We start from the raw sequence: 24,673 nt of genomic DNA on the forward strand, positions 1-24,673 counted from the left end.
GGCGGCCTCTTAATCGAACGCGGGGAGCAGTCGGTCACGCGAGTGCTCGAGATGGACACGCATTGCCGCTTCGGCTGCGGAAGCATCGCCCGCAGCGAACGCGGTGATCAGGGCCTCATGTTCATCCAGAGCTTCCTCGGTAACCCGGGAGTGAAACATCAAACGGAAAATGTGAAAGTGCGTGTGTTGATGGCTCAGCGTCTCGCGAATGAGCTCGTTTCCAGCAATTTCCAGAATCTTGTCGTGGAAGAGCGCGTCCTGGCGAGCGAAGGTCGAATAGCGCAGTCGTTCGTCGCCGCCGTCGCGCCGACCCATCACACCTGCGGCCTCTTTAAGTGCGGAGAGCTTGTGCTCGTCCATGACAGATGCAGCCTTGGCTGCGCTCGCAGGCTCAAGCAGCAGACGGAGCTGATAGAGTTCATCAAAACGCCTGCGAGCGATCTGAGGCGCTGCGCTGTAACCGATGAGATGGGTCTTGACGACAAGCCCTTCTCCCTCAAGGCGACCAAGCGCCTCGCGGATTGGGGTCTGTGAGACGTTGAGTTCACGGACGAGGTTATCGACAGTAATCCTCGCGCCTGGCGCGATCTTCAAGGACATCAGCTGGGCGAAGATCGCGTCATAGACGCTGCCTGCGAGGCTGTTGCTCCGCTGAATGAATCCACTTGGGTCGGGCGCTTCGTTCAACATCGTCGTATTCCGGTCGTGCATTATTTTTTGCCTCTTGACACAACCCATCGCTAACATGATGCTCCGCGATATGCAATCCCATATCCTATAGGATTTTATATCGGAGATATCGTGAGGGTAGATGAAGACGGCGCCATGGCGTTAGCAACACGCCTCCTTGCGGACCGCGGGACGCCTGCGGCCCACGCTGCAATGCAGGCACGCGTACTGGTGGAAGGGGAACTGAAAGGCCATCCGTCCCATGGACTGCAGCGGCTGCCGCGTATCTTGTCCCGGATTGAGCGCGACCTTATCGACGCATCGACCGCGGGAATGCAAAACTGGCGCTCGTCCTCGTTCCTTGATGTTGATGGCCAGAAAGGACTGGGACCAGTTGTCGCCCATGCCGCGCTCGACCGGATCGCAGAAAGGGCTCGTGAAACTGGCATCGCAATCGCCGGGATCCGCAACTCCAACCATCTCGGCATGCTTGCACACTACGTCGAATGCGTCGCTCGCCGGGGCCAGATCGGCATCGTCATGTCCTCGAGCGAAGCGCTTGTTCACCCCTATGGAGGGACGCGCGCGCTGCTCGGAACCAACCCGCTCGCGATCGCTGTTCCCACATCGGGAAGGCCACTCATCGTAGACCTTGCGACTGGTGTCGTTTCAATGGGCAAAATTCACCACCATGCCGCAAATGGCGTCCCCATTCCTGAAGGCTGGGCACGAGACGCGAGCGGGACGCCGACCACGGATGCAGCAGCCGCGACAAAGGGCTCGATCGGGCCATTCGGCGATGCAAAGGGCTACGCGCTCGCAACGGCTCTCGAGCTGCTCGTTGCCTCGATAGCACGTTCGGCCCTGGCACCTGACGTACGCGGTACGCTCGACGCGGACAACGTCTGTAACAAAGGTGATGTGCTGATCGTAATCGACGCCCGCACCGAGCCAGACCTTCTTACGGTGTTCAGTGACTATCTCGAGCGCATCCGAACTTCCATCCCCGCTGATCCTTTGCGCCCCGTGACAGTTCCCGGCGACGGCGCATCGTCGCGGCGTGAACAGGCGCACAAGGACGGAATCGAGATCAGCCCCAAACTCTGGGACGAGCTCAACGCCCTTTCTTATTCGAACAATCCACCTGTCAGAGGACATGGACAATGACCCTTTTCGCCGCGATCCGTCTTCCCCGTGAAATTCTCTTCGGCAAGGGGCAGCGCCATGCCCTCCCCTCGGTTGCGGCCAAACTAGGCAGTCGCGCGCTGATCTGCACGGACGAACGGTTCGCAGGCACGACCGTCTTCGCCGAGATCATTAAGTCGCTGGAGGCTGCGAACATTGCAGTGCTGATTCATGATGGTGTCCAGCCTGACGTTCCGGTCGCTACCGTTTCGGTATGCGTGGAGGACGCACGCAGCTTTGATCCCGATCTGGTGATCGGGATTGGCGGAGGGAGTTGCCTTGATATGGCGAAGTGTGCGGCCCTGCTGCTCACCCACGGCGGCGCGTTGAAGGATTACTATGGCGAGTACAAGGTCCCAGGTCCCACGATCCCCGTCATTGCCGTACCCACAACGGCAGGAACGGGATCCGAAGTCACTCCCGTTGCTGTCATCTCCGATACAGACCGCACGCTGAAGGTCGGGATATCCAGCCCCTATCTCATCGCGGCCGTGGCGATCTGCGATCCGGAACTGACGATGACCTGCCCTCCTGGACTGACCGCAATCGCCGGAGCTGACGCCCTGACCCACGCTATCGAGGCTTTCACTGCCGCTCGCAGAGGCGCCGACCCTGCCTTGGCGCAAGAACACGTCTTCATCGGAAAGAGCGCCCTCACCGATCATTTTGCACTTTTGGCAATCAAGCTTCTGGGCCGCAGTCTCGAAAAGGCTTGCACGGATGGATCTGACGAAGAGGCCCGGGCCGATGTCATGATGGGAGCCTTGGCAGCGGGTTGTGCCTTCGGGACAGCAGGAACAGCAGCGGCCCACGCCATCCAGTACCCGGCCGGAGCGCTGACCCACACCGCCCACGGCCTCGGTGTCGCAACCATGATGCCGTACGTGATGAACTACAACAGGTCGGTTTCAACCGCCGAAATGGCCGAGATTGCCGGAGCGCTTGGCCTTCACAGCATGGATGGCGATCCAAAGCAGCTTGCCGTCGCCGCGATAGAGGAAATTCGCAGGCTGTTTGCAGCGATCGGTATCACCCCCACCCTTGCCGATCTCGGGCTGGCCGCCGACAAGCTCGATTGGACGGCAGAGCAGGCCTTCGGCATCGACAGGCTCATCAAGAACAATCCCAGGCCGTTCGATCTCGACGCGATGAAGCGTCTTGTAAGAGCAGCTTACGACGGCGACCTCGCCGCCTCCGCAATTTGAACATCGAGGAAAAACTCATGACCATTGCCCAGCAGATCCATGCAACCCACCGCGAGATGCCGGACATCGACGCAGCCGCACGCGGGCTTTACATCGACGGGTCATGGCGACCGTCGCAGTCCGGTCGGCAAATAGATGTCGTCGACCCGTCGACTGGTGTCGTTCTCGCAGCTGTGCCTGATGCGACAATCGACGATGCCCAGGCATGCATCGATGCGGCAGCGGCGTCCGCGCCTGCCTGGCGTGCCACCCCACCCCGCAAGCGATCCGAGGTCCTGCGACGCTGCTTTGAACTCATGGTCGAACGCTCGGAGATGCTGGCGACCCTGATCTCGATGGAGAACGGCAAGGCGTTGCGGGACGCGCGCGGCGAAGTCGCCTACGCAGCCGAATTCTTCCGCTGGAACGCCGAAGAGGCAGTACGCATCACCGGAGAGTTCGGTATTGCACCGTCCGGCACGAACCGCATCATCGTGGATTATCAGCCGATCGGGATCTGCCTGATGATCACGCCCTGGAACTTCCCGGCAGCAATGGCAACCCGCAAGATCGCCCCTGCCCTGGCGGCGGGCTGTACGGTCATCCTCAAGCCTGCCAGCGAAACGCCTCTCACGGCCTACGCGCTTGCGGCAATCTACGAAGAGGCTGGCGTGCCGAAGGGTGTCGTCAACGTTCTGACAACTACTAATCCTGGATCGATGACGGCACATGTCCTGGCCGATCCGCGTGTCCGGAAGCTCTCCTTCACGGGATCGACAGGCGTCGGCAAACAACTGCTCGCAGAGGCAGCGAAGCATGTCATCTCGTGCTCAATGGAACTCGGCGGCAATGCGCCCTTCGTGGTTTTCGATGATGCCGATCTCGATGCCGCGCTCAACGGGGCAATGATCGCCAAGATGCGCAATGCGGGCGAAGCATGTACGGCGGCAAACCGCTTCTACGTGCAGTCGGGCATCTATGAAGCATTCGCCGAAGGATTGACCAGGCGTATGGCGGCATTGAACGTCGGTCCGGGCATCAACGCCGAGACCGACTGCGGCCCGATGATTACTCGCAAGGCAGTCGAAAAGATCAGCCGCCTGGTTGACGATTCGAAAGCCAAGGGCGCGCGCGTTCTATGCGGCGGTGAAACGCCGTCCGGGTCTGGTTTCTTCTACCCGCCGACTGTCCTTGCCGACGTCCCGGTAAACTCCGAGATGATGTCGGAGGAGATTTTCGGTCCCGTTGCACCGCTTTACCGTTTCCAAGACGAGGAGGAAGCCGTAGCGCGGGCCAACGATACGGAATATGGGCTTGCGGCCTATGTGTACACCCGTGACCTTGCACGCGGCCTGCGCGTTTCTTCCGCCATCGAAGCAGGTATGATCGCCCTCAATCGAGGTCTGGTCTCCGATCCGGCAGCGCCGTTCGGCGGCGTAAAGCAGAGCGGGCTGGGGCGCGAGGGCGGACAGCACCATGGCATTGCCGAATTCATGGAAGCCAAATATATCGCTACGAGTTTCTGAAGCGGGGGGCTTTTATGGAAACCGACCCATTCCGGATCCGCGACCATGTCGCGGATTTCGATGCGATTGTCGATGAAATCGTCGCGGCCAGTGCGAGGTCGCGCGAAACCTTGCCTATGATTGCGGACGTCGCATATGGCGATGGACCTGATGAAACGGTGGACATCTTCTTTCCAAAGGGGCCGCGTGAGAACCTTCCTGTCCACCTGTTTATCCACGGCGGCTATTGGCGAATGTTCTCGAAGCGAGACTACTCTTGCATCGCCAACACCGTCACTTTGGCCGGCGCAATCGCCGTGATCGTCGACTATTCGCTCATGCCGGGACAGCGGATGAACGTGATTGTCGATCAGGTCGTCCGTGCTAAGCGATGGGTGATCGAGTGTATCGCAGATTATGGAGGCAACCCGTCATGTCTTTCTGTCAGCGGGCACTCCGCCGGCGCACATCTGGCGACATTCATGTTCGAAGAAAGCGAAAAAGCTTCTTCTGTTCAGGGTGCTCTTTTGCTCGGCGGCCTTTATGATCTTGCGCCGCTGCAACAATCCTTTTTGCAAAGTGAGATAGCGCTGACCGAGGACGAGGTGTCTCGCTTCACACCCCTTCTCCGGCGCCATGATGGGAATTGTAACGTCGTCCTGGCTGTCGGTGAAGACGAAACGCTTCCCTTTCATGAGCAAGCGAATGCTTTCGATAACCGCCTTGCAGCCCAAGGCCTCTCGGTATCATCCAAAATCATAGCTGGTCGTAATCATATGAACTCCGTCCGCGACCTGGGAGTGCCGGGAACCGAGGCGGGAGAGCTTCTGATGAGCCTTATAACTGGTGACACATGATCACCCGCCAATGTTTGAGTAGACGGATGTCAGTCGGCTCTTATAAGAGCGACCGTCCCCAAATGAAAGCGGACGGATGTGCACCGCGGGTTCAACAGCTTTTTCGCTGAACGGGGCACAACCCTGACGACGACCGCATCGCCTAGGCAGACCCAAGCGACGACGCTACCGGTAACCTCTCAGTGCCTCGTCGATTCGGCGAATTATCCTACGCCGGACCGTGTTGCCGCAACCATCGTGGCCCCTGTCCCCAGCCCCGCAACCTGGACGGCGCCCTGAAGGCGGTCTGGATTTCGGCAGCGTAGCTTCTTCGCCCTCTCTGCTGGCAAAATCGATCACGGTGGTGCTGGCCTTCAGGTAGGTGCGGCTTGTTGCGCCGGCTGCGAAGGTCACTCACCCGAAAGAAGATATCTCACGGGGAGGGAGATCGATGAATGAAGCTGATTTCTTAAATATGGACCGAGAAGCCGCAGCTTGTGCTGCCGAGAGTGAACCACTGCAGCCATCGCCCGCGTCGTTGCAGCTATTCCGCCTTTCTTATCAAGCAAGGAATTGTTGCCGTCGGCGAAATCCAGATAGGCATCAAGCTTATCTAGCAATCTCGAAGACGTCAGCGTTGTCCTGAACGTCACGGAAGCCTTTGTAAGCAGCACGCATCAACATGCTAACATGCGTCCAATAGCAATATTCGATTTCCGCGATCAGTGTCGACCGCGACCAGACGACGTTACGGCGCAGTCCATCGTATTCGACGCTTCTCGTCCGCAGCTGGTCGAGCACAGGATTCAAGGCATGAGCGCTGATCCCAAGAAGGACGAAACGGCCGGAGGTGCAGTATCTCATGCATGTCCGGCCGTCCTGGGCGCTGTCGCGGCCGTCCGACCTAGGCCGACCCGGTGATCGCGATTTCCTAAGGCGTTTGTACCCCGGGGGCACGGGAAGAGCAAGCTGTCGCCTCGTGATGGCGGGCTCATTCCCCCCTTCAGCGAGCTGACCCCATGTCATCACCGTCCTTGGTGACCAAGTTGTATCCTTCAGCGCATCGTTGACGACCTCGATGACATCCGACTGAGGCCGCGGTTTGCTGATAGCCACTTGTTGGTGCGCCCTGTCGGACCATGCACATTCGAAGAATAGATGATGGCTCTGCACTCAGGATGGCTGAACGAGGACGCCGCCGAGTGGTGGGGACTGTTTCTCGAATTGCCTCACTCAGCGATATTGGTCAGCCGCGGTTTCAACCGGGTTAGGCGCCGACGAATCCTTAAAGTCAATGATCGGTCGGATTTTATCGAATCCTTTCCCTGGACCTTAATGGCCGTGCCGATATGGGACAGACATGCACGCATATGGAGTAGCGGGAATGGATCTGGAAGCATTCGGGGCAGCGAAAAACAAAATCATGTCGTTGCAGCGGGACATGATTGGCCTGGCAATGCGGATGTCCGACGCCTTCGACGATCTCGAGAAAGCAGCACCTCTCAAGGAGGTTCGCGAGCAGCTTCGCGTCGAGTGCGGTCTGGCTCCTTCCGACATCAGGTTCTTTGCCGGGCTGCGCGCCAAGCTCGACGGACGTCTTTCGAAGAACGCCCGCAAGCGCCTTTCGCTTTCCTCGATGCGCTCACTTGCAGCGGCCAGTGCCGAAACGCGTGAAATCGCGTTTGCGACGATTGCCGCGGGATCGGTAGTTACGTCAGCTGACGTCTCCAAGATCCGTAACCGCCTTCGCCGGGATCGTACTTCATTACACGCCCAGTGGGAGACGAAGCGCTCGCGGATGGTTGCCCGCGCAGTCTCCGCAAAGGCGTTGGTGGCCGTTGAAGCGCTCGATGAGCGCGTCGCTAAACTGATGAGGGGACTCTATGATCTGCACCCCGAACGGAGCCTTGAAGATTACGAACGCCTGAAACGCGTTCGCATGAAGTCTGCGAATGGGATACTGGCAGACTTCGATCGGCTGTTTGGCAGCGATCAACTCGCTGCCGCCGATTGGATCAACCTGGATGAAGACGATCCCGCTCGTCGTTTTGGCCGCGCCCGCCACGCGCTGCAGTACCTTGCGCGCGGCCAGTTCGGTCGAGGCCACACGGCCTTCGGCGAAGAAGGCGACGGAGAGCGGCATGAATTGGTCAACGCGCTTTCAGTGCTGTCCGGCGTGATTGGCCGTCTCCCTCTTCATACACGACCCCGCAATAGCAACAGAAAGCTTCGGATATCCGCGCCACGCCGCCTGACCGCCGTCGAACTCTGCGCGGGCGCTGGCGGGATGCTTCTCGGCATGCACGCTTCCGGTTTCGACCATCTCGCAGCCGTAGAGATGAATCCGAAGGCCGCCGCCACGCTTCGCCGCAATATGCCCTCGCTCAATGTGCTCGAAGCCGATATCCGCAATGTCGACTTCACCCAATATCGTGGCGTGGACGTCGTTGTCGGAGGTCTGCCCTGCCAACCCTATTCGATCCTCGGAGCTAGGAAGGGCGAGGACGACGACCGCGAGTTGTTCCTTTCCGGTGTCCGCGCAGTCCGCGAGATGATGCCAAGGATGTTCGCGTTCCAAAACGTATCGGGCTTCGCGCAGGTGACCCATGCCCGCTACCGAAACGTTTTGATCCGACTTTTCGGGCGCGCGGGCTATGACGTTCAGATCGTAAAGCTCGACGCGCAGGATTGGGGAGTCCCGCAGAGACGTGAGAGGATCATCGTCGTCGGGATACGCAAGAGTGAAGAGATTCGAACGTTCCGGCTCCCCGAGCATTCGCCGGATTTTCGCTTGAACATCGGCGATGCCTTGCTTGATTTGATGGGAGCAAACGGTTGGGTCGGCGCCAAGGGCTGGGCAGAACGGCGTCGATCGACGAACGTGCTGCGCGACGGAGCCATCGACCGCGGTGTGGTAACGCCCACCCTGGTTGGCTACAGGAGCAACGCGCCCCGCAACTTCTCGAACGCCTGGAAGACGATCGAAATCGACGCCGGCCGTAGGCCGCAAAAGGCTCCGACAGCAACCGAAGCGGCGGCGCCAGGTTTCATGCCCGGCCTAACCGAGCGTATGCGCGCAAGGATCCAAGGCTTCCCCGACGAGTGGTTGTTCGAGGGCTCCTTAGGCCATCGGGATCAGCAAATTGCGAATGCGTTCCCTCCCCGCGCGGCGCAGGCAGTCGGATTGGCTCTTTATTCCGCGCTTGAGGATATCGACTTCGATATCGATGTGGTTATGCGAGCTCCGTTATATCGCAGCAATTCGACGTCCGCTCCGAAGAGAATGACTGTCTCGACACCATCGATGCAAACGCCGGACGTGGATCTGACGGAATGGAAACATCCTATCCTGGACCGGGTTTAGATATGAACCACTATGACGCGATTTTCAGAGGTCCTTGCGCCGTCACGAGCAGGATTCATGTTGGCGAGCAACCGGACGGGTGGCACAAGCGCGAGGATGTCAGTCGCCTCCACCGGTCTGCCCAGACGTCTGGCCTTACGCCTGGCGTCGGCTATACATACTGCGTAAGGGCGGCGCCAGAGCGCCCGACCCTGGAAATCGCGACCGTGCGAAGATCCTCCGTTGCGATAGGCTCATCACCCAAGTGAAGCCGTGCAATTTGCGCCGCCCTTGTTTCGAGATCCGGAAGCTCCAATGCACAATGGCGATCTAGTCGACCCGGCCTTCGAAGCGCCGGATCGACTTTGTCGGGATAGTTCGTAGCCCCTATAACGGCGACGCCAATCCGGCCCGCGGATCCTTCGAGGAGCTCAAGCAGCGCGTTGACCACTTCAATGTTGTATTTAGCGTTGTGACCGGAAAAGGCGCCTCTGTCCCCGGTAGAGTCGATCTCGTCGATCAGTTTGAAGTCCGTGGATCAAGCAATCTTCTTCGCGGCATGTGCACTGCCCCAGAGGGAACCTGGGTTGACCCGGTCAGGGTAGATCGCCAGCATCTTGTCGTAAAGTTCCTCCGCTGTCTCTGTCTCCCGGTCAAGTCTGTCGAAGTCGAGGATGTAGCGCCGTGTGGCTTCAATATGTGCCGGACTGTTGTCAGGTTCGAGCGGACCATGCCCCACAATGACGGTTTTAGGGTTAAGCGATGCCGCCTTCTCAAGAGCCGCGAGCCAAGCTTGGCGGCCTGCTCTATCCGTTTCCACTAGAAAAGCATGGGTCTCGTTGTAAACAACGTCTCCGGCGATGAGGAGGTCGAGCGAAGGGATATAGAGGCCTGTGGTGTCGTCCGTGTCCGTGTGTCCCATGTCGACGACCTGGAGTTCATGTCCCTCTAGCTCGAACGCATGACCCGTCATGCTCTGCGCCACGGTGAGATGTTCGGGCACCAGTCCCGGAAAGCGACGCTTCCAGTTGCGCTCAAGTTCTTCAGGGGAAGACGTCGCGCGCATGGCTGCTACGACATTAGGCATAGCTTTGGCTTCTGCATCAGGGAAGCGACTGAGCAGCATTGTCAGCCCGAAAAAATGGTCAGGATGCGCGTGGGTGCAATAGATCATTCGCAAGGTCTTACCTTTGGAGTCGATCCAGTCGGCAAGCTCTGCATTGTGGACATCGCTGAGGAACGTATCCACTAGCACGGCTTCATGCTTTCCTGAAATTAACGTAACGGTATTGGCCACCCAAGTCAGTTCTTCCTTGCCTGGCGGGACACCCTGTGTCGCACTGGCCCGCTTCCGAATGAACAGTTCCCACTGAAGCTCAGATTGGTTATGGGCATCGGTCATGTACCAGCTCCGTTCGAGTAAGGTGTTAAAGGGTTGCATCGGCTGAACGTCTGCTAGCTGCGGAACGCAGCCAAGTGGCTACCCTGGCGAGAATGGCTCGCAGGACGGTGTACCCGATATCATTGGTCACCAAGTGAGCTTCGATTTGCATGTGCCTATCAAACGCATGAAGACGCGTTGGAGGCCGCATCGCCGATACCTTGACGAAATGCGAAACACTAGCGGAGACGGCGGCATCGATGAGGGCAACCTCATTTCGCGCCTGATGCGGAGAAGCTCCCTGCAGACGGTCCGTGGCTTCAGGTGCCTTCGCAAGCGTCTCCGGATCATCGAAATCCACCAAGACTCGATCCAAGCCCCTCGGCAGCCGCTCCGAGTTTGAGTCGCACGTAAGCTCCTTCACGTGCACTGGTTTGACGAGAAGCCACTTCCCCAGATGGCGTCCGATTCGACCAGTCGCTCCCGCTACCCCGATGACGGGTTGCCCACTCTTTTGGAAATGATGATCTACCATCATTCCGACCCCTTTTGGTGTCACCGCAATCAACCGCTACCCTGCGCAGCGCTGCCAGCGTCGCGCCAGCACTAAGTAGCGAGGGCCTTCACAAGAAAATAGTAAGATTCGGCCTTTGAGGAGATTAGTGATCGTTCTAGTCGTCCTGAGCGTGGGGCTCGTCCGATTGGTTTGGATTTAGTTTACATGACGCCACCGTTGCTGTCCCCAGTGCGCTACCGGCGGGCAGACGACGCTTCGGTGTCATTAGTCAGTTGGGAGTGGCTCTAACGTGTCATGCGGTGCCCGTAAGCTACAACTGAACTGACGTTCCCTTCAGTGGATGCTCAAACGCTTCGAGCAAGATGCGTCGCTACACATCTAGGCAACCCTGATGGGCAGGGTGAATTCGAAGCGGCAACCCGGCACTCCTGCCTGCGCCAGACGCATTTGACCACCGTGGCTCTCGACGATGGTGCGGCAGATCGAAAGCCCCATACCCATGCCGTTGATCTTAGTAGTTTCGAACGGCCGGAAAATGTTCTCGGCACGGTCTAAAGAAACGCCAGGCCCGTTGTCGTTCAACCCGATGGTCATGAATTCATCATTCAACGCAACGTCAATGGTGAGAGTTCTGTCCCTGTCCGGCGTTTCTCTCATCGCCTCGATGGCGTTGAGAATGAGATTTACGAAGACCTGTTGCAGCTGGACGCGGTCCACTGGTATCGCCGGAATTCCGTCGGGAATTTCAAGCTTGAGCACGACCTTGTTCTTCTGGAGTTCTCCACGCGTCAGGGAAATGACATCGCCTACCAGCTCGGCCATGGCGATCGGCTCGACCAAGCCCATCTCCTTCCTGAACATCTTGCGAATTCTGGTGAATATCTCGCTGGCACGTCTGCTATCGTCTATGACGTTCTTCAGGCTTTCTCTCGCCTTGACCACATCGGGCGTCGCCTTCGACAGCCAGCGCAGGGCGGCTCCGCCGCTTGCGACGATCCCCGTCAACGGCTGGTTAACTTCGTGTGCTATCGAGGCGGCAAGCTCGCCCATCGTCGTCGCGCGGGTGACATGCTCGAGTTCCGCTTGGACCTCTCTCAAGTGTGCCGCGCTTCTCAAGAGTTCGGTCTCGACCCGCTTGCGCTCGGTGATGTCCATCGTCGTTCCGACATAACCCGTCACGTCGCCTGACACCCCGGTCACGGCACGCCCGGTGGACAGCAGCTGGATGACGTTTCCGTCCGGAAGTGTCGCTTGGTATTCGAACTGGAAATCCCTTTTCTCGGCAACCGCTTCCCGCATGGAATTCTTCACGATGGCGGCCTCTTCAGGAAGCATTCTCGCAAGCATGTCAGCCACCGTTCCTCCGACCTCGGAGACGTGGTAGCCGAAGATGTTGCCGTGCTCCTCGGACCATTCAAGCTTGTCTGTCGACACGTTCCAGGCCCAGCTACCCGTGTGCGAAATGCGCTGTCCTTCCGCCAGCATGGCCTCGCTTTTCTTGAGCGCGTCCTCGGAGAGTTTGCGTTCTAGGACGAAGCTCGCGAGCTGGGTGAAGCGGTCGATGGCCTGCCGTTCGCGATCTCCTACGGAGCGGGGCGTGTTTGAATAGACGGCGACCGTGCCTAATACCGACCCGCGACCAGACATTATTGGAGTTGACCAGCAAGCCTTGAAACCGAAACGATCAATAAGATCGCGCGCGCAATCCCAACGGGGGTCAATATCGACGTTGTCGACCCACACTGGCTCTTGCCGGAAAGCAGCTGTTCCGCAAGACCCGAACTCGGGCCCGACGGGAATTCCACACACTGCCTCGCTGAAACCTTCCGGCATCTTATGCCCACCGCCCGGTTGCAGCGTACGTCCCTCTTCGTCTTGAAGCATGACGGTTACAAACGAAGCATCCGTGAGCACAAGCAGCGTCTGGCAGAGGGAATCCAGAATTGTCGAAAGCGGCTGTTCGGTTGTCATCATCTCGAAAGACCGCTTCTCCCCCGCCAGAAGGATTTCAGCTCTCTTGAGGTCGTCGATGTCACTCTCGGCGCCATAACATCTCACGATCCGTCCTGTGGCGTCGCAGTGGGGCTTCGCTCTGACGATGAACCATCGATACTCGCCATCGTGCCGCCGCTTTCGGGCCTCAAGCCCGCTCATCTCGCGCTTGGTGACGATGCGGTGCCATGTGGCTGCCGACTCCGCCCGGTCGTCGGGATGAAAGACATACTTCCAGCCGCCGTTACACGCTTGCTCGGGAGTCAGCCCGGTGTATTTGTACCATTCCTTGTTGAACCATTCGTTTGCCCCGTTGGCATCGGCACTCCAAGTCATCGAGGGCATGGTATCGTTCGCCATCCGGAGCTCGTGCTCGCGTTCGGCGAGATCGGCTTTCTCCATCTCCAGTTCTGCAAACAGCTTTGCGTTGTCGAGCGCGATTGCAGCATGCGGCGCGATTGCCATCAGCATAGAGAGAGCGTCTTGTCCGGATTGCCCCTCCTCCCGAATGCTCGAAAGATGAAGAATGCCGATTAGTCGCGACTTCTTCACGAGTGGGAAAAAGTGACCACCATGGCGGGAAAGCCCTTCACCCTCGACACCAGATCCGAAGGTTGCGCCACCTTTTGCCGACAGGGGTTCCAGCGTCCTTGTTACCTCAAGGATAGCGGGTCTGAAAAACGCTTCTTCTGTATCCAGCTTGCGCTCGACAACAAGGTTTACTTCGGCGCCTTGGCGGGCTCCGGTAGCGGTGGTCAAGACTTCGTGGTTGTCCACTTCGATCAGCGTCGCCTTTTCCGCTCCGGATATATCCATCGCCGTTTTGAGGATGACCTCGACGAGTGGACCGTAGCCGATGGTGGCAGACATGCTCTGCGAAACCTCAAGAACGGTTTCCAAGTGACCGCGTTCGCCGACTATCGGCGACCGCCTCTGGACCTCGCTCGCCAAGAGCTCGGAATAGGTGCTTTCGAGCTGCGCGACTTTGCCCCTAGCTTCCCACCGGAGATAGCAATCTCTTGACCTCATGAGATGGGATTTCGCCGACTGTTCCATACCGGATGCCCGATAGAACCGCCCGGCGACCTCGCATGCCATCGCCTCGTCGGCAAGCAGGCCGAACCGCGCCGCGGCATCGATCGCCTGCTCGTAAAGACGCTCGGCTCGCTTCGAGTCGCCGTCAATCCGGGCGAGCTCGGCAAGAGCGAGTAAGCGCTTGCTCTGGAATGTCTCGGGGCATGTTTCCGCCCACCGGGCAAGCCAATCCACGTGGCCGACGATCACGGCTCTTGTCTCGGCGCCATTCTTGAACACCGCAGCGAGTGCCAGCGCTGCGAGTAAGTGATAACTAGCTAGCTGGAGGTGTCCGGTGCATGCCCAAACAAGGCCGGAAATTCGCCCTACCGCGTCCGCGGCCTTATCGAAATCGCAGTAGATAAAGGACGTGTGAGCCTTCAGGATCCAGTAGAAACAGATGTAGGTCGGCGTCTGCTCTGGCACGAATTTGGCTTCGAAAGCGCGGGCGTCGAAGCCATCGCGGTTGAATATGTCTTCGGCTCCGGGTCCGGTCATCATCGTCGCCACGAAGGCTCTCTGCGAGTGTAAAGCCATCAGCGGAGCTGAAAAGCTCGCTTTTTCCACGAATCCTTCGGAACTGTCGAGCTCTGCCGAAACGTCGACAAGGCTGTCGCCTTGAGCCAATCTGTAGGTGACGATGCGTACCCGTGCGTAACAGGCGTAGGGGATGTCTTCGCTAACAGCGGCAGCCGCTATGCACGATCTTGTCAGCTCTATGACCGCTCGCAGGGGACGGGCCCATACTGCGACAAGTTCGACGTAGCTAATTGCCTTGACTTCGTGCTCCCAGAAGCTGTGAACGTTCACCAGGTTTCGCGCGGCCTCGCAGAACTTCAGACCGTCTTGATAGCGACCGAAGTGATTGCTGAGAAAAAAACCGAACAGACCGAAAGCGAGTACGGCCGCTTTTGTGATGCCGTGGTCGAGGGTCAGGTTGACCATATGGCTGAGCGTGACGCCCAGCAGCCTTTCGTCTGTCAACTGCGCGGAATTCGTCATGGCAGAGAGGACACTGATCACCGCCTCCACCTCTGGGTTTTCCATCTTAGGGAGATAGACGAGTTCTTCTACAGGCCTTCCATATAGTCGCTCCCACACGCTGATGGTGGCGGTCTCAAGATCGATTTGGTCTGGCCGGAGCGGGATGTCGAGGCCTAACTCTTTCAAGCACGTCAGACCTGCGGCGACACTTTCGGGAACCTCCGATCTACGAAGATGCCAATCTATCTTCAGACAGCAAATCTCGGCCTTTTCAACCTTTGTCTCGGCCAATGCCGACGCACGCAGAATATGTCGCTCGGATGCCGTGAGATCAGCGGCAGCCAGGCGGCGTTTAGCCGCGTTCAACGCCGTGTAAAAGCTCCCATGACCTTTGGCGTCGGTGGTAACCGCATTACGATCGCCCGGTTGACTGGAAATTTTGACTTGGGATGACATCCGTTCGCTCTATGACCATACTTTCAAGCCGAAGCTGATATTGTTTTGGCACCGATGCTTGCGATTGGGAACCGTGCTTGTTTGATCCTAAGAGGAAAATGCTCGTAGCAACCGGGAAGCAAATCAGTCCGTCATCCCCGCCAGCGCCACCTAAACGCCAATGCGGCGACACCGAGAACCAAGACGCTCGCGGCACAGATGGCCAGTAGCCAGCCAACGCTGCCCACAGCGACTACGGCGCGGAAACCTTTTCCATCAGTGATCGCCTCGCCCGCCTTCACCTTGCCCCGGAACAGGATAGGACCACGTGGTTTAGGCAAGAATGAGGGGATGATGAAGCGAGCGTCGACCAGCGCAAATCCGAGGCTCCGCCGCATTCCATATCGCTATGTCTGATCGCGACCAGGCACTTCCGCCACACACCTCACGAGTTCGTCCGGATCAATTGGCTTATTGAGGAAATGCACTGCTCCATTCTCAAGCGCTCTGGCTCTCGTGACATCATCGTCATGCGAGGTCACGAAAATAATCGGCAGAGTACACTTTTCTCGCTTGAGCAGTGCCTGAAGCTCCAGGCCGCTCAATCCCGGAAGCCGTTGGTCGAGAATAAGACACTCGACTTCGCTCTGGCAGTTTGAGGCGATGAACTCCTCGGCAGAAGCGAAAGCCCTGACCTCGTATCCATAGGACGACATCAAGTCCGCATACGCGATCCGGATTCCGTCATCGTCCTCAACTATGGCGATCGTCAGCAATTCATTTGGCTCCGATAGCCCTTCTAGGAAAAGCCGCAAAGGCTTTCCGGCATTGTTATAGCGCAGCGCAGTCCGGGCTCAGCCGTTCAACTAAAACTACCCAAGATAACGGCGGTCGAACCTGACACATAATGCTTTGGAGCCTACGAGCTTAGAGGTGAACGCACGGACCCGATTTCTGGAACTCAACCCACACGAGTTCCATCCGCCTGACCCGATTGTTCGGGCTATTCTATCAGAACCGATATCCCAGTCCACCTAGCTCTAGGTATAGAGGAGAGAGGAGAGAGGAGAGACGAGAGACGACGAGAGAGGAGAGAGGAGAGAGGAGAGAGGAGAGAGGAAAATCCGACGTGCGCGATGGTACAATAAAGATCGGCGTCGGCGTCGTACTCTGCTTCCATCGAGCCAATTGGCATGACCAAGAAACGACCGAAAGCCCGCGCCAATAGGGCCGCCGGAAATGGGAGCATGAAAAATGGATGATACCAAGACAATCGGGAGCTTCTCTGGGAGCTTCAAAATCGGCGAGTTTGTTGTAAACAGGCTGGGGTTTGGTTCCATGCGCCTCACAGGTCGCGGGGTCTGGGGTCCTCCGGCAGACCGTCAACAGGCGCTGGCTACCCTTCGCCGAGCGCCTGAACTAGGCGTGAACTTCATAGACACCGCGGATTCGTATGGTCCGGACGTCGCGGAAGAACTGATCGGAGAAGCTCTGGCAGGTCGCCGCGATATCCTGGTTGCTACCAAGGCAGGACTTCGGCGGCCGGGCCCCGATCAGTGGATGCCGCACGGTCGGCCCGAATATCTTGTCGAGCGTGCAAAGAGCAGTCTCAAGAAGCTCCGGGTCGAACAGATCGGACTGTGGCAGCTGCACCGGATCGATCCGCGCGTCCCCATGCAGGATCAATTCGGCGCCATCCAACAGCTCCTCAACGAAGGCGTGATTGCCATCGCGGGTCTAAGCGAGGTTTCGGTCTCCGAGATCGAGATCGCCTCACGCTACTTCAAGGTCGCCACGGTCCAGAACCGCTACAATCTCGTCGACCGCGGAAGCAAGGACGTTCTCAGCTACTGCGAAAGCAATGGTATCGGCTTCATTCCCTGGTTTCCCCTTGCCGCGGGCGATCTCGTTCGCCCGGGGGGCGTTCTCGATGCGCTCGCGAAGCAACATTTCGCGACACCGGGTCAGATCGCGCTTGCATGGATGCTCAAGCGCAGCCCGGTCATGCTACCGATCCCAGGAACCTCAAAGGTCGACCACCTCGAGCAGAACGTGGCAGCGGCCCGTCTCCAGCTTTCCGACGACGAATTCCGGGAACTGGACCAAAGCGTCCGCTGAAGGAAGCGTAGCGTTCAAGCTGCTGGCCGTGAACGACGCGGCCGTCTCACACAAACTCCCTTCGTTCTGCTGCGGGCTCACCGTTGCCTGAAACCGTCTCCCCGCGCTGCCGCCCTGTAAAAAACTATGAGGACCTGAAATGACCGCCACTCTCGAAACCGCAGTAACCGAATTTGTGGACGTGCAAGGTGCCAGGCTTGCTTACCGCCGGATCGGGCATCGATACGCAAGAAAACTGGTACTTCTGCAGCATTTTACCGGAACCATTGACGACTGGGATCCCGCCGTTGTCAACGCTCTCGCAGAGGTTAGCGAAGTGTTCGTGTTAGACAATGCTGGGGTCGGCGCTTCCGGCGGCACCACGCCCGACAACGTCGAGGACATGGCAGGATTTGCGGAAGGTTTCATTACCGCGCTCGGCTTAGGTGAGGTCGATCTTCTGGGTTTCTCCCTGGGAGGTTTCCTCGCGCAAGTGATGGCGGCTCGGCGACACGTCGCGATCGGCAGGATGGTGGTAGCAGGCAGTGCGCCAATGGGAGGCGAGGAGCACCTCCTCAAGGTCGTGGCTGAAGCCTTCGAGAGGAAGGCTTCCGACGTTCGCTTACCATTGTTTTTTACACCATCGGACAGGAGCCAATCTGCGGGCAAAGCCTTTGTTGAGAGAGCGCTGGCACGCACGCATGACCGCGATCCTGACAAGGGAGATTCTGTTAGTGTCCCACAAGCAAAGGCAATCATCAGCTGGTGCGCCCAACCGGATCCTGACCACCAAGCAATGAAGGCCATCAAGACCCCCACGCTCATTGTGCATGGTAGCGACGACACAATGTTCCCGTCGGACAACGCCTACGCGATGTTCAAAAACATACCGGACGCGACGCTGGTTCTCTATCCGGATTCAGGACATGGCGCGCTTTTCCAGCAACCAGAAACATTCGTGGCGCATGTCAAAACCTTCCTCGAACTCTAACACAGAAACTAAAAGGACAATGCAATGAACTCGCTTGTAAGCAACATCCTCGACGCCCATGGCGGCCTCGAACAATGGAAAAAGTTCTCCTTTCTCAAGGCTCGCCTTGTACAGGGCGGCGCACTGTGGACCCTAAAGGGGCAGCCGACGACTCTTTCCGAGACCAGCGTCACCGTTGACCTGGTTAGAGAGTGGGCGTCCCATTCGCCCTTTGGGGCCGAGGCAAAGGCGTCGAGTTTCGAGCCCGGCAGGGTTGCTCTGAGCAACGCTCAAGGCAAAATTCTCGAAGAACTTCGCGATCCACGTTTGTCTTTCGCGGGGCATACCCTGGAGACGCCGTGGAGCGAGCTCCAGCTCGCCTATTTTGCGGGCATCGCGATGTGGACGTATCTCAATATGCCGTTTCTGCTTGTCCGCGACGGCGTGGTGGTCGAAGAGCTGCCGGATTGGTCCGAGAAGGGCGAAATCTGGCACAGACTCAAGATCACGTTTCCGGACGACATCGCGACGCACAGCACTGTCCAGACGATCTACTTCGGTGACGACGGCCTCCTGAAGCGTCACGACTACGACGTCGAGATCGCTGGCAATACCCCAGGGGCTCACTACATCGACGCCTACACGGAAGTTCAGGGCATCAAGATTCCGACGAGCCGTCGCATTTTTCCGAGACAGCCGGACGGCCAGTCAATGGCCGAGCCGCTCGTGGTTTCTATCGACCTTCACGACATCCAGCTTTCTTGAGACAAGCGTCACCGGGCGGCGGTAACTCACCGCGCCCGGTGTTTCTCGTCAACGGCATCGCCGATACCCGGCAACTGCGGCGGTGAGCGGGATCAACAGACACACCGGAGTTTACCTATGACCGAGAGTTTCACGCTCCAAGAGGCCATCGCCGACAACATGATTGGGCTTGTCAACGCCGCCGACGGGATTGATAGGCGCTGCTTCGCCGAGTTTCTTGAGGCAGCCGCCCGAAGACAGGCGGAGCGCCTCACCGCAAAGAATGCTGCGAACACCGCTGAAACGCGCAAAGTGTCTAACGGCTACCCGGCTCAACGTTATCTCGATTTGTCTATCCCGGCACGGGTTCAGTAACTCGCTCAGTCTCTCCTAAGTCGCTCCACCCATAAAGAACATCTTCCTCCGCATGCCTAACCTGTCTCTAGGAATAGGTCGTGCCAAACCACAGTACAATTGTTCCCCGCCCGCAGTCGTATATCGATTGCATGAGGCAGCGTAGAACAGCGCTGTTTCAGGCTTCTACCCAAGGATCGATCGGACAAAATCCCGGATCGATGCGAAAGTGGGCACAGGTGGACAATGACGATCTTGCTGTTTGACGATTTCGAAATGGATACTCAAAGCCGAAGCCTCAAGCGTCGGGATAGAGAAGTTCGCATCGGATCGCGAGCTTTCGATATCTTGACAGCTCTGACCTCGAAACAGGGGCAGATCCTTTCCAAGGCCGAGTTGATGGAGGCCGCGTGGCCCGACACGCATGTTGAAGAGAGCTCCCTTCGCGTCAACATCGTCGCCCTTCGCAAAGTGTTGGATGGCGTCAATCCTGGTAGCATGATCGAGAATGTCGCCGGGCGCGGCTACACATTCACTCCGCCTGTTACAAAACTAGATGGCCACGAAAACCTCGGTTCCGCCTCTCGTATGCATCAGCCCGACGTGCTGCCAAACGCTTGCGCTCGCCTCGTCGGACGGGAGGACTTGATCGCGAGGTGGTCGGATAACATTGGTGCTGGCATTACGACCATCGTTGGACAAGGAGGGATTGGAAAGACCTCCATGGCGATCCAGATCGCGCGCTGCGTCCAAAATGCGTACGAGAGAGTCCAATTTGTAGACGTCGCCGATCGGGCAAATGACTCGCCGTGCCCACTGGCTTTGGCATTGAAAGCGCGTACCCTGACCTCCGGTATGCTCAGCCAAGCCATAGAAAGCTTTAGCGGGGAATCCGTACTCCTCATTATCGATGGATGCGACTGGTCGATCGATCGCGTCGCTTTGATTGCCGAGTCCATCGCCGACAGGAACTCCGACGCCGCAATTCTTGCCACTAGCCGGGAGCCTCTTGGAATCATCGGCGAAAACGTTCTTTACCTCCCTGGCCTTGCCGTTCCGGAAGCGGAACAGGAAATCGACGATCTGGCGGCATTCAGTGGAATTCAGCTCTTCGCCGAACGTGTTTCCATGGTTGCGGAAGAGTTCGCTATCGACGGTCCCGGTAACATTAAGCTCGCTGCGGACGTGGTGCGCATGACCGATGGCAATCCACTGGCTATCGAGCTCGCCGCCTCCCGCGTCGCGGACCTCGGCCTAGAATATCTGGTCGCTTCGCTTGATCGTCCTCTCAGAACGCTACGGCGGGGCAACCGGACAGCCCATCCACGCCAACAAACTCTCCGGGCAAGCATCGACTGGAGCTATGACTTGCTCGACAGTAAGATGCAGGCGCTTCTAGGCCTACTTTCCAGCTTCGGGGGCGAGTTCACCAGGGAACTCGCACGCGAACGATACGGATGTTACTTCGGACCGTCCGACTTCGAAGAGGCATTTGATGGCCTTGTCGTCAAATCGCTCGTCGATTCTCAACAGCGGGGCGGCAGCTATTCACTCCCTAGGTTGATCAGGGAATACGCGTTGGAAAAGCAGCGGATGAGTGCTGTCGGCTACCCCGCGGAGAAGATGGAGCACGTGGCTGCGGAATCCGCATATCGTCCTCCCTATCCGGCTCGAAATATCGCGCCGCAATCCAACCTTCTCGCACTCCAGCTAGTTGGCCAGGCCGCCTAATTTTTCAATTGATTTACGGGCTGCTGAGCAAGCAGCTCCGCCTTCTTGACCAAATCAGCGACCGACCGCGCTCGCATCTTCTTCATCAGGTTCGAGCGGTGGAGCTTTACGGTCACCATGCTAATCCCAAGCTGACCCGCAATCTGCTTGTTCATGTAACCGTTGACGACGGCGTTCATTACCTCGACCTCCCTTGGAGTGAGGCTCTCCCAAAGCTTTTCGATGTTCGCTCGCGATTGCGACTGCGCCCTTATCGTCTCGTCGCGTTTGATCGCGCCTGTTACCGCGTCAATCAAATCCTGCTCTCTGAAGGGTTTGGTGAGGAAGTCGATTGCCCCGGCTTTCATTGCCCTGACCGTCATGGGAATGTCCCCATGCCCCGTCACGACTACTATGGGCATCCTATTTCCAGCCTTCTGCAGGTCGGACTGGAAATCGAGACCACTTGCTCCAGAGAAACGTACGTCGAGCACGATGCAGCCCGGCGTATCGAGATTGTCGGCTTCAAGCAGCGCTTTGGGCGAATCGTATGCTACAGCGTTCAAATCCATTGAGCTGAATAGGTCGATGAGGGACACACGTACGGAATTGTCGTCATCGACGATACGAATAAGCGGGGATGATAACGACTTCTCTTGCACTGCGAGACCCTTGACCCTCATTGGTTCGCTTAGCCCTATACGGACTTCGCCGAAACTTGAACCGTGTGCACTAAGATTTAGCTCGGGACGTTCGCCGTTGCAATTCAGTAACGCGCTTTCATGCGTTGGAATTGCTTCGGAATAATGCTCCTATGCGCCGGTATCAGGGGCGCTCCGCGGCACCACTGATCTGGCTCCGAATAACTTCCAGGAAACTCAAACTTAACAACATTTCACATGCTCTAGCTCACATTTTCGGTGAAGGTGGGAAAAGGCTGCGCCCGGGTGTCCGCCCTCCGCTCGCACCGCTCGCCGACCGAGCTATCAGAAGCTGGTGGAAAGGCGGATGACATAACTTGCGCAAAACCGAAGCCTTATGATGGCAGTCATATAATTTTTGGCATTTATCGTATCGTATGGCGAGATGAGGCAATAATGAATCCAAATCCGCTCTTTCTGCCTCGGCACGAAGACACAGGCACTCAACATCGAGAATGCACAGTACTGCGGCGTCATGGCCTGGACAAAGCGCCTGCCTCAACGCGCCCGCGCCGACGCTCGGGTACGACATTGGTCGGTCCACTCTGTGATCGTCGGAAGATTGCGGCTTATCGTTGCAGCGAGGCTCGGACTGTTTTCCCCGTCCTGTCTGACTGTGAGCCAATCGGCCGCGTTTCGCGCCTAAATGGTTTCAAACGCTCACGCGTAGCGCCGCATTTTCCGGCGACGCACCTGATGGACAGCCGCGCTAACATCAGATGGATCGCGTTGGGGCGACGCCGGAAAGTGTGTGGACCCGGCTAAAATAATCGCTGCGGTCAGAATGCATCTATCTTGCGACTAATCCGAAAGGCATCCGCTATGTCGCTGCTGCAGTTCGACAATTACGAAATTGACATCGAACAACGCCGACTGACCGAGCATGGGCAACCGTTGCGACTTGGCGGTCGGGCCTTTGACATCCTGTCGACCCTTGTCTCGAGAGCGGGGGAAGTCGTGACGAAAGAGGAGCTGATCAGTCACGTCTGGCCGACAACCATCGTTGATGAAGGATCTCTACGTGTTCACCTCGTCGCTCTTAGGAAAACGCTGGGGGACCGTGCTAGACGTTATGTCGAAACAATCCCGGGTCGCGGCTACCTGTTCGCTGGGGATGTTCGGCAGATCCCGAGAGAAAATGACATCGTTGTAATGCCACAACTCGCATCCTCTCCTCTTGCTGGCAATCTACCAAGAATTCCGAAGAGGCTAGTCGGTAGAGAAGAATGCGTCCGATCTACTCTCGAACTGCTGGAGAGCGCCCGCCTCCTGACTCTGGTGGGACCTGGAGGTGTCGGCAAAACCGCCGTGGCCGTGGTCTGTGCCAACGTCCTCGCCGAAAGCAAACGCGTCGTGTTCTTGGACTTGGCAACACTAGCCGATGGAGACGCTCTTCTTTCTTCGCTCGCCACACACCTTGGGCTCAACACCTTCGGCGATGTCGTCCTCCCCGGGGTTCTCGCCGAGCTCTCGCGAACGGATACAGTGTTGTTCCTCGATGGTTGCGAAAGGGTTGTGGACGCTGCCGCGCACGCGGCGGAGACGATCTTACGGGAATCGACGACGACCCAGATCGTGACGACCACGCGCGAGCTGCTGAGAACTCCGATGGAAAAGGTGAGGCAAATTCCACCTTTGGAGTTTCCTTCCGACACAGAAAACTGCTCCGATATCGAAGCTTACCCGGCGGTTGAGCTTTTCCTATCCCTGGCAGCCTTGGCAGGCGACGGGGTGGACATCTCCCGACGGCAAGACCTCCAAATTGTTGGCGACATAGTTGGCAGCCTTGACGGCATCCCCTTGGCGATAGAACTGGCCGCGGCCCGCGTGTTCGAGATGGACCTGCCCACGCTTCACCGTTCGGTGGCCGACCCTATAGCCTTTCTGAGACGCGGGCGACGAACGGCTCCGCCACGTCAGCAAACAATGCGGGCCACCCTCGACTGGAGCTATTCCACACTCTCAGGTGACGAAAAGGAATTGCTTTTAAGGCTATCTATCTTCGCGGGCACATTTACAACGGATGCAGCCCTGTCCGTTTGGGAAAGCACGGACCGGGTCGATTCTTTCCACGACGCTTTCGATGGACTTTTCCTTAAGTCTTTCCTAGTGGCAACACAGCGGGGAGGAAGTTTCCGGCTGCTGTTGACGACACGCGACTACGCCCGCGAGAAACTTGATGAATCATCGTTTTCAATGTCCTGCAGGCAAGCGCATTCGGCATATTGCCTTGAGAGACCCCCCACAGCCACCGGAAAGCTTACGAGGCTGTCATAGAGGCCGTGGAATATCGAGAGGACGTCGCCGACGTGGCGGACGCCAGATCCGTGCTCTGACCACGGCCCTTGCAGCGTCATCCCTTCCGATTTGCTTCGAACAGGAACCATACGCGGCCCTCGGCCTCGTCCACCCAACCTTCAAGCAGGCTCGTCGTGGCGACATCCCGGTGCTCGGAGGTGAGATCGTGGACTTCTCGCATAATACCGATGAGCTGCTCGTTGTCGCTTTTGAGTTCGGCGAGCATGTCATCGGCGGTGACAAAATCGGCATCGTTGTCGAGCAGCCGCTGAAGGCGTGTCGCGTGGCCAACGGAACGGAGCGTCGTACCACCGATCTTCCTAGCGCGCTCGGCAATCGTGTCGGTCATTGCCATCAACTGTCCCGCCTGTTCATCGAGCATCAAGTGGTATTCCCGGAAATGCGGGCCAGAGAGATGCCAATGGAAATTCTTCGTCTTGAGGTATAGCGCGAACACGTCTGCAAGCAAGGCAGTGAGCGCTCCAGCGATATCTGATCGTGCGTTCTCACCGAGGTCGGTCGGGGTCTTCAAGGAAGCTTTGTGAAGCGCTTGGTCCATAGTGTTCTCCATTGGGTGCTGCGTGATAAAGACGCGCGGTAGCGCGACCTATTCAGGACCGGTGGAGTGTGCAGGTCGGAGAGCTCTAGTTATTGGACAATCGCGCCTTTCTGTCGGTGGAGCCCTAGTCAAGCC

At 57.8% G+C, this 24,673-nt stretch carries 20 protein-coding genes; 11 read left to right on the top strand and 9 right to left on the bottom strand.

What is annotated here, in order from left to right; translation table 11 throughout:
• Positions 1-9: 9 nt before the first annotated feature.
• Positions 10-690 (bottom strand): GntR family transcriptional regulator, encoded by a 681-nt coding sequence (locus tag JNB88_RS24990; RefSeq protein WP_220357790.1) that lies wholly within the window; start codon positions 688-690, stop codon positions 10-12.
• 111 nt (positions 691-801) lie between these two features.
• On the opposite strand from JNB88_RS24990, the gene JNB88_RS24995 reads away from it, so the two are divergent.
• The 4 genes from JNB88_RS24995 to JNB88_RS25010 are packed head-to-tail and all read left to right on the top strand — an operon-like array spanning position 802 to position 5,400.
• Positions 802-1,836 (top strand): Ldh family oxidoreductase, encoded by a 1,035-nt coding sequence (locus tag JNB88_RS24995; protein WP_220357791.1) that lies wholly within the window; start codon positions 802-804, stop codon positions 1,834-1,836.
• A complete protein-coding gene (locus JNB88_RS25000; RefSeq protein WP_220357792.1) occupies positions 1,833-3,059 on the top strand; it encodes an iron-containing alcohol dehydrogenase in 1,227 nt (408 codons plus the stop codon). Before JNB88_RS24995 ends, JNB88_RS25000 begins: the two co-directional genes overlap by 4 nt.
• Before the next feature lie 56 nt (positions 3,060-3,115).
• Complete coding sequence (locus JNB88_RS25005) at positions 3,116-4,564, top strand: NAD-dependent succinate-semialdehyde dehydrogenase (RefSeq protein ID WP_420832217.1); 1,449 nt, start codon at positions 3,116-3,118, stop codon at positions 4,562-4,564.
• Positions 4,565-4,578: 14 nt separating this feature from the next.
• A complete protein-coding gene (locus JNB88_RS25010) occupies positions 4,579-5,400 on the top strand; it encodes an alpha/beta hydrolase (protein WP_220357794.1) in 822 nt (273 codons plus the stop codon).
• A gap of 588 nt (positions 5,401-5,988) precedes the next feature.
• On the opposite strand, the gene JNB88_RS25015 is transcribed toward JNB88_RS25010, so the two are convergent.
• Positions 5,989-6,243 (bottom strand): DNA ligase-like domain-containing protein, encoded by a 255-nt coding sequence (locus tag JNB88_RS25015; protein WP_220357795.1) that lies wholly within the window; start codon positions 6,241-6,243, stop codon positions 5,989-5,991.
• Positions 6,244-6,763: 520 nt separating this feature from the next.
• Between JNB88_RS25015 and JNB88_RS25020 the strand changes: the two genes are divergently transcribed.
• On the top strand, positions 6,764-8,743 hold the full coding sequence (locus JNB88_RS25020) for a DNA cytosine methyltransferase (protein ID WP_220357796.1): 1,980 nt from the start codon (positions 6,764-6,766) through the stop codon (positions 8,741-8,743).
• Between the two features lie 151 nt (positions 8,744-8,894).
• Here the strand turns inward: JNB88_RS25020 and JNB88_RS25025 are convergent, their stop codons facing one another.
• From JNB88_RS25025 to JNB88_RS25045, 5 genes are all read right to left on the bottom strand, one after another.
• Entirely contained in the window at positions 8,895-9,245 is a 351-nt protein-coding gene (locus JNB88_RS25025) for an AAA family ATPase (protein WP_223217322.1), read from the bottom strand.
• A 15-nt stretch (positions 9,246-9,260) separates the two neighbouring features.
• Positions 9,261-10,124, bottom strand: coding sequence for an MBL fold metallo-hydrolase (locus JNB88_RS25030; RefSeq protein ID WP_220357797.1), 864 nt, complete (start codon positions 10,122-10,124; stop codon positions 9,261-9,263).
• A gap of 25 nt (positions 10,125-10,149) precedes the next feature.
• On the bottom strand, positions 10,150-10,641 hold the full coding sequence (locus JNB88_RS34685) for an NAD(P)H-binding protein (protein WP_220357798.1): 492 nt from the start codon (positions 10,639-10,641) through the stop codon (positions 10,150-10,152).
• A 357-nt stretch (positions 10,642-10,998) separates the two neighbouring features.
• Complete coding sequence (locus tag JNB88_RS25040) at positions 10,999-14,856, bottom strand: GAF domain-containing sensor histidine kinase (RefSeq protein ID WP_220357799.1); 3,858 nt, start codon at positions 14,854-14,856, stop codon at positions 10,999-11,001.
• Positions 14,857-15,512: 656 nt separating this feature from the next.
• The gene (locus tag JNB88_RS25045; protein ID WP_223217315.1) at positions 15,513-15,881 is read right to left on the bottom strand and encodes a response regulator transcription factor; all 369 of its coding nucleotides are present in this window, start codon (positions 15,879-15,881) and stop codon (positions 15,513-15,515) included.
• A 478-nt stretch (positions 15,882-16,359) separates the two neighbouring features.
• Here JNB88_RS25045 and JNB88_RS25050 point away from each other — a divergent pair, with 478 nt between their 5' ends.
• From JNB88_RS25050 to JNB88_RS25070, 5 genes are all read left to right on the top strand, one after another.
• Entirely contained in the window at positions 16,360-17,223 is an 864-nt protein-coding gene (locus JNB88_RS25050) for an aldo/keto reductase (RefSeq protein ID WP_220357801.1), read from the top strand.
• 139 nt (positions 17,224-17,362) lie between these two features.
• Entirely contained in the window at positions 17,363-18,193 is an 831-nt protein-coding gene (locus tag JNB88_RS25055) for an alpha/beta fold hydrolase (protein ID WP_220357802.1), read from the top strand.
• Between the two features lie 24 nt (positions 18,194-18,217).
• Positions 18,218-18,937 (top strand): hypothetical protein, encoded by a 720-nt coding sequence (locus JNB88_RS25060; RefSeq protein WP_220357803.1) that lies wholly within the window; start codon positions 18,218-18,220, stop codon positions 18,935-18,937.
• A gap of 117 nt (positions 18,938-19,054) precedes the next feature.
• The gene (locus tag JNB88_RS25065) at positions 19,055-19,291 is read left to right on the top strand and encodes a hypothetical protein (protein WP_220357804.1); all 237 of its coding nucleotides are present in this window, start codon (positions 19,055-19,057) and stop codon (positions 19,289-19,291) included.
• Between the two features lie 225 nt (positions 19,292-19,516).
• Positions 19,517-21,001: an ATP-binding protein gene (locus tag JNB88_RS25070; RefSeq protein ID WP_220357805.1), complete on the top strand. Its 1,485-nt coding sequence runs from the start codon at positions 19,517-19,519 to the stop codon at positions 20,999-21,001.
• Here the strand turns inward: JNB88_RS25070 and JNB88_RS25075 are convergent.
• Entirely contained in the window at positions 20,998-21,663 is a 666-nt protein-coding gene (locus tag JNB88_RS25075) for a response regulator transcription factor (RefSeq protein ID WP_220357806.1), read from the bottom strand. The two genes, JNB88_RS25070 and JNB88_RS25075, sit on opposite strands and share 4 nt — an antisense overlap.
• Before the next feature lie 840 nt (positions 21,664-22,503).
• Here JNB88_RS25075 and JNB88_RS25080 point away from each other — a divergent pair.
• Positions 22,504-23,958 (top strand): ATP-binding protein, encoded by a 1,455-nt coding sequence (locus JNB88_RS25080; RefSeq protein WP_220357807.1) that lies wholly within the window; start codon positions 22,504-22,506, stop codon positions 23,956-23,958.
• 76 nt (positions 23,959-24,034) lie between these two features.
• Here the strand turns inward: JNB88_RS25080 and JNB88_RS25085 are convergent, their stop codons facing one another.
• Complete coding sequence (locus JNB88_RS25085; protein ID WP_223217316.1) at positions 24,035-24,538, bottom strand: Dps family protein; 504 nt, start codon at positions 24,536-24,538, stop codon at positions 24,035-24,037.
• Between the last annotated feature and the right edge of the window lie 135 nt (positions 24,539-24,673).

The organism is Rhizobium cauense (assembly GCF_019511525.1).
Lineage (GTDB): Bacteria > Pseudomonadota > Alphaproteobacteria > Rhizobiales > Rhizobiaceae > Rhizobium > Rhizobium cauense.

Coding starts and splice junctions, on each gene's coding strand:
- JNB88_RS24990 (WP_220357790.1), bottom strand. CDS start 690: ATGTTGAACGAAGCGCCCGACCCAAGTGGATTCATTCAGCGGAGCAAC.
- JNB88_RS25000 (WP_220357792.1), top strand. CDS start 1,833: ATGACCCTTTTCGCCGCGATCCGTCTTCCCCGTGAAATTCTCTTCGGC.
- JNB88_RS25005 (WP_420832217.1), top strand. CDS start 3,116: ATGCCGGACATCGACGCAGCCGCACGCGGGCTTTACATCGACGGGTCA.
- JNB88_RS25010 (WP_220357794.1), top strand. CDS start 4,579: ATGGAAACCGACCCATTCCGGATCCGCGACCATGTCGCGGATTTCGAT.
- JNB88_RS25015 (WP_220357795.1), bottom strand. CDS start 6,243: ATGAGATACTGCACCTCCGGCCGTTTCGTCCTTCTTGGGATCAGCGCT.
- JNB88_RS25020 (WP_220357796.1), top strand. CDS start 6,764: ATGGATCTGGAAGCATTCGGGGCAGCGAAAAACAAAATCATGTCGTTG.
- JNB88_RS25030 (WP_220357797.1), bottom strand. CDS start 10,124: ATGACCGATGCCCATAACCAATCTGAGCTTCAGTGGGAACTGTTCATT.
- JNB88_RS34685 (WP_220357798.1), bottom strand. CDS start 10,641: ATGATGGTAGATCATCATTTCCAAAAGAGTGGGCAACCCGTCATCGGG.
- JNB88_RS25050 (WP_220357801.1), top strand. CDS start 16,360: ATGGATGATACCAAGACAATCGGGAGCTTCTCTGGGAGCTTCAAAATC.
- JNB88_RS25055 (WP_220357802.1), top strand. CDS start 17,363: ATGACCGCCACTCTCGAAACCGCAGTAACCGAATTTGTGGACGTGCAA.
- JNB88_RS25060 (WP_220357803.1), top strand. CDS start 18,218: ATGAACTCGCTTGTAAGCAACATCCTCGACGCCCATGGCGGCCTCGAA.
- JNB88_RS25065 (WP_220357804.1), top strand. CDS start 19,055: ATGACCGAGAGTTTCACGCTCCAAGAGGCCATCGCCGACAACATGATT.
- JNB88_RS25070 (WP_220357805.1), top strand. CDS start 19,517: ATGACGATCTTGCTGTTTGACGATTTCGAAATGGATACTCAAAGCCGA.
- JNB88_RS25075 (WP_220357806.1), bottom strand. CDS start 21,663: ATGAGGGTCAAGGGTCTCGCAGTGCAAGAGAAGTCGTTATCATCCCCG.
- JNB88_RS25080 (WP_220357807.1), top strand. CDS start 22,504: ATGTCGCTGCTGCAGTTCGACAATTACGAAATTGACATCGAACAACGC.
- JNB88_RS25085 (WP_223217316.1), bottom strand. CDS start 24,538: ATGGACCAAGCGCTTCACAAAGCTTCCTTGAAGACCCCGACCGACCTC.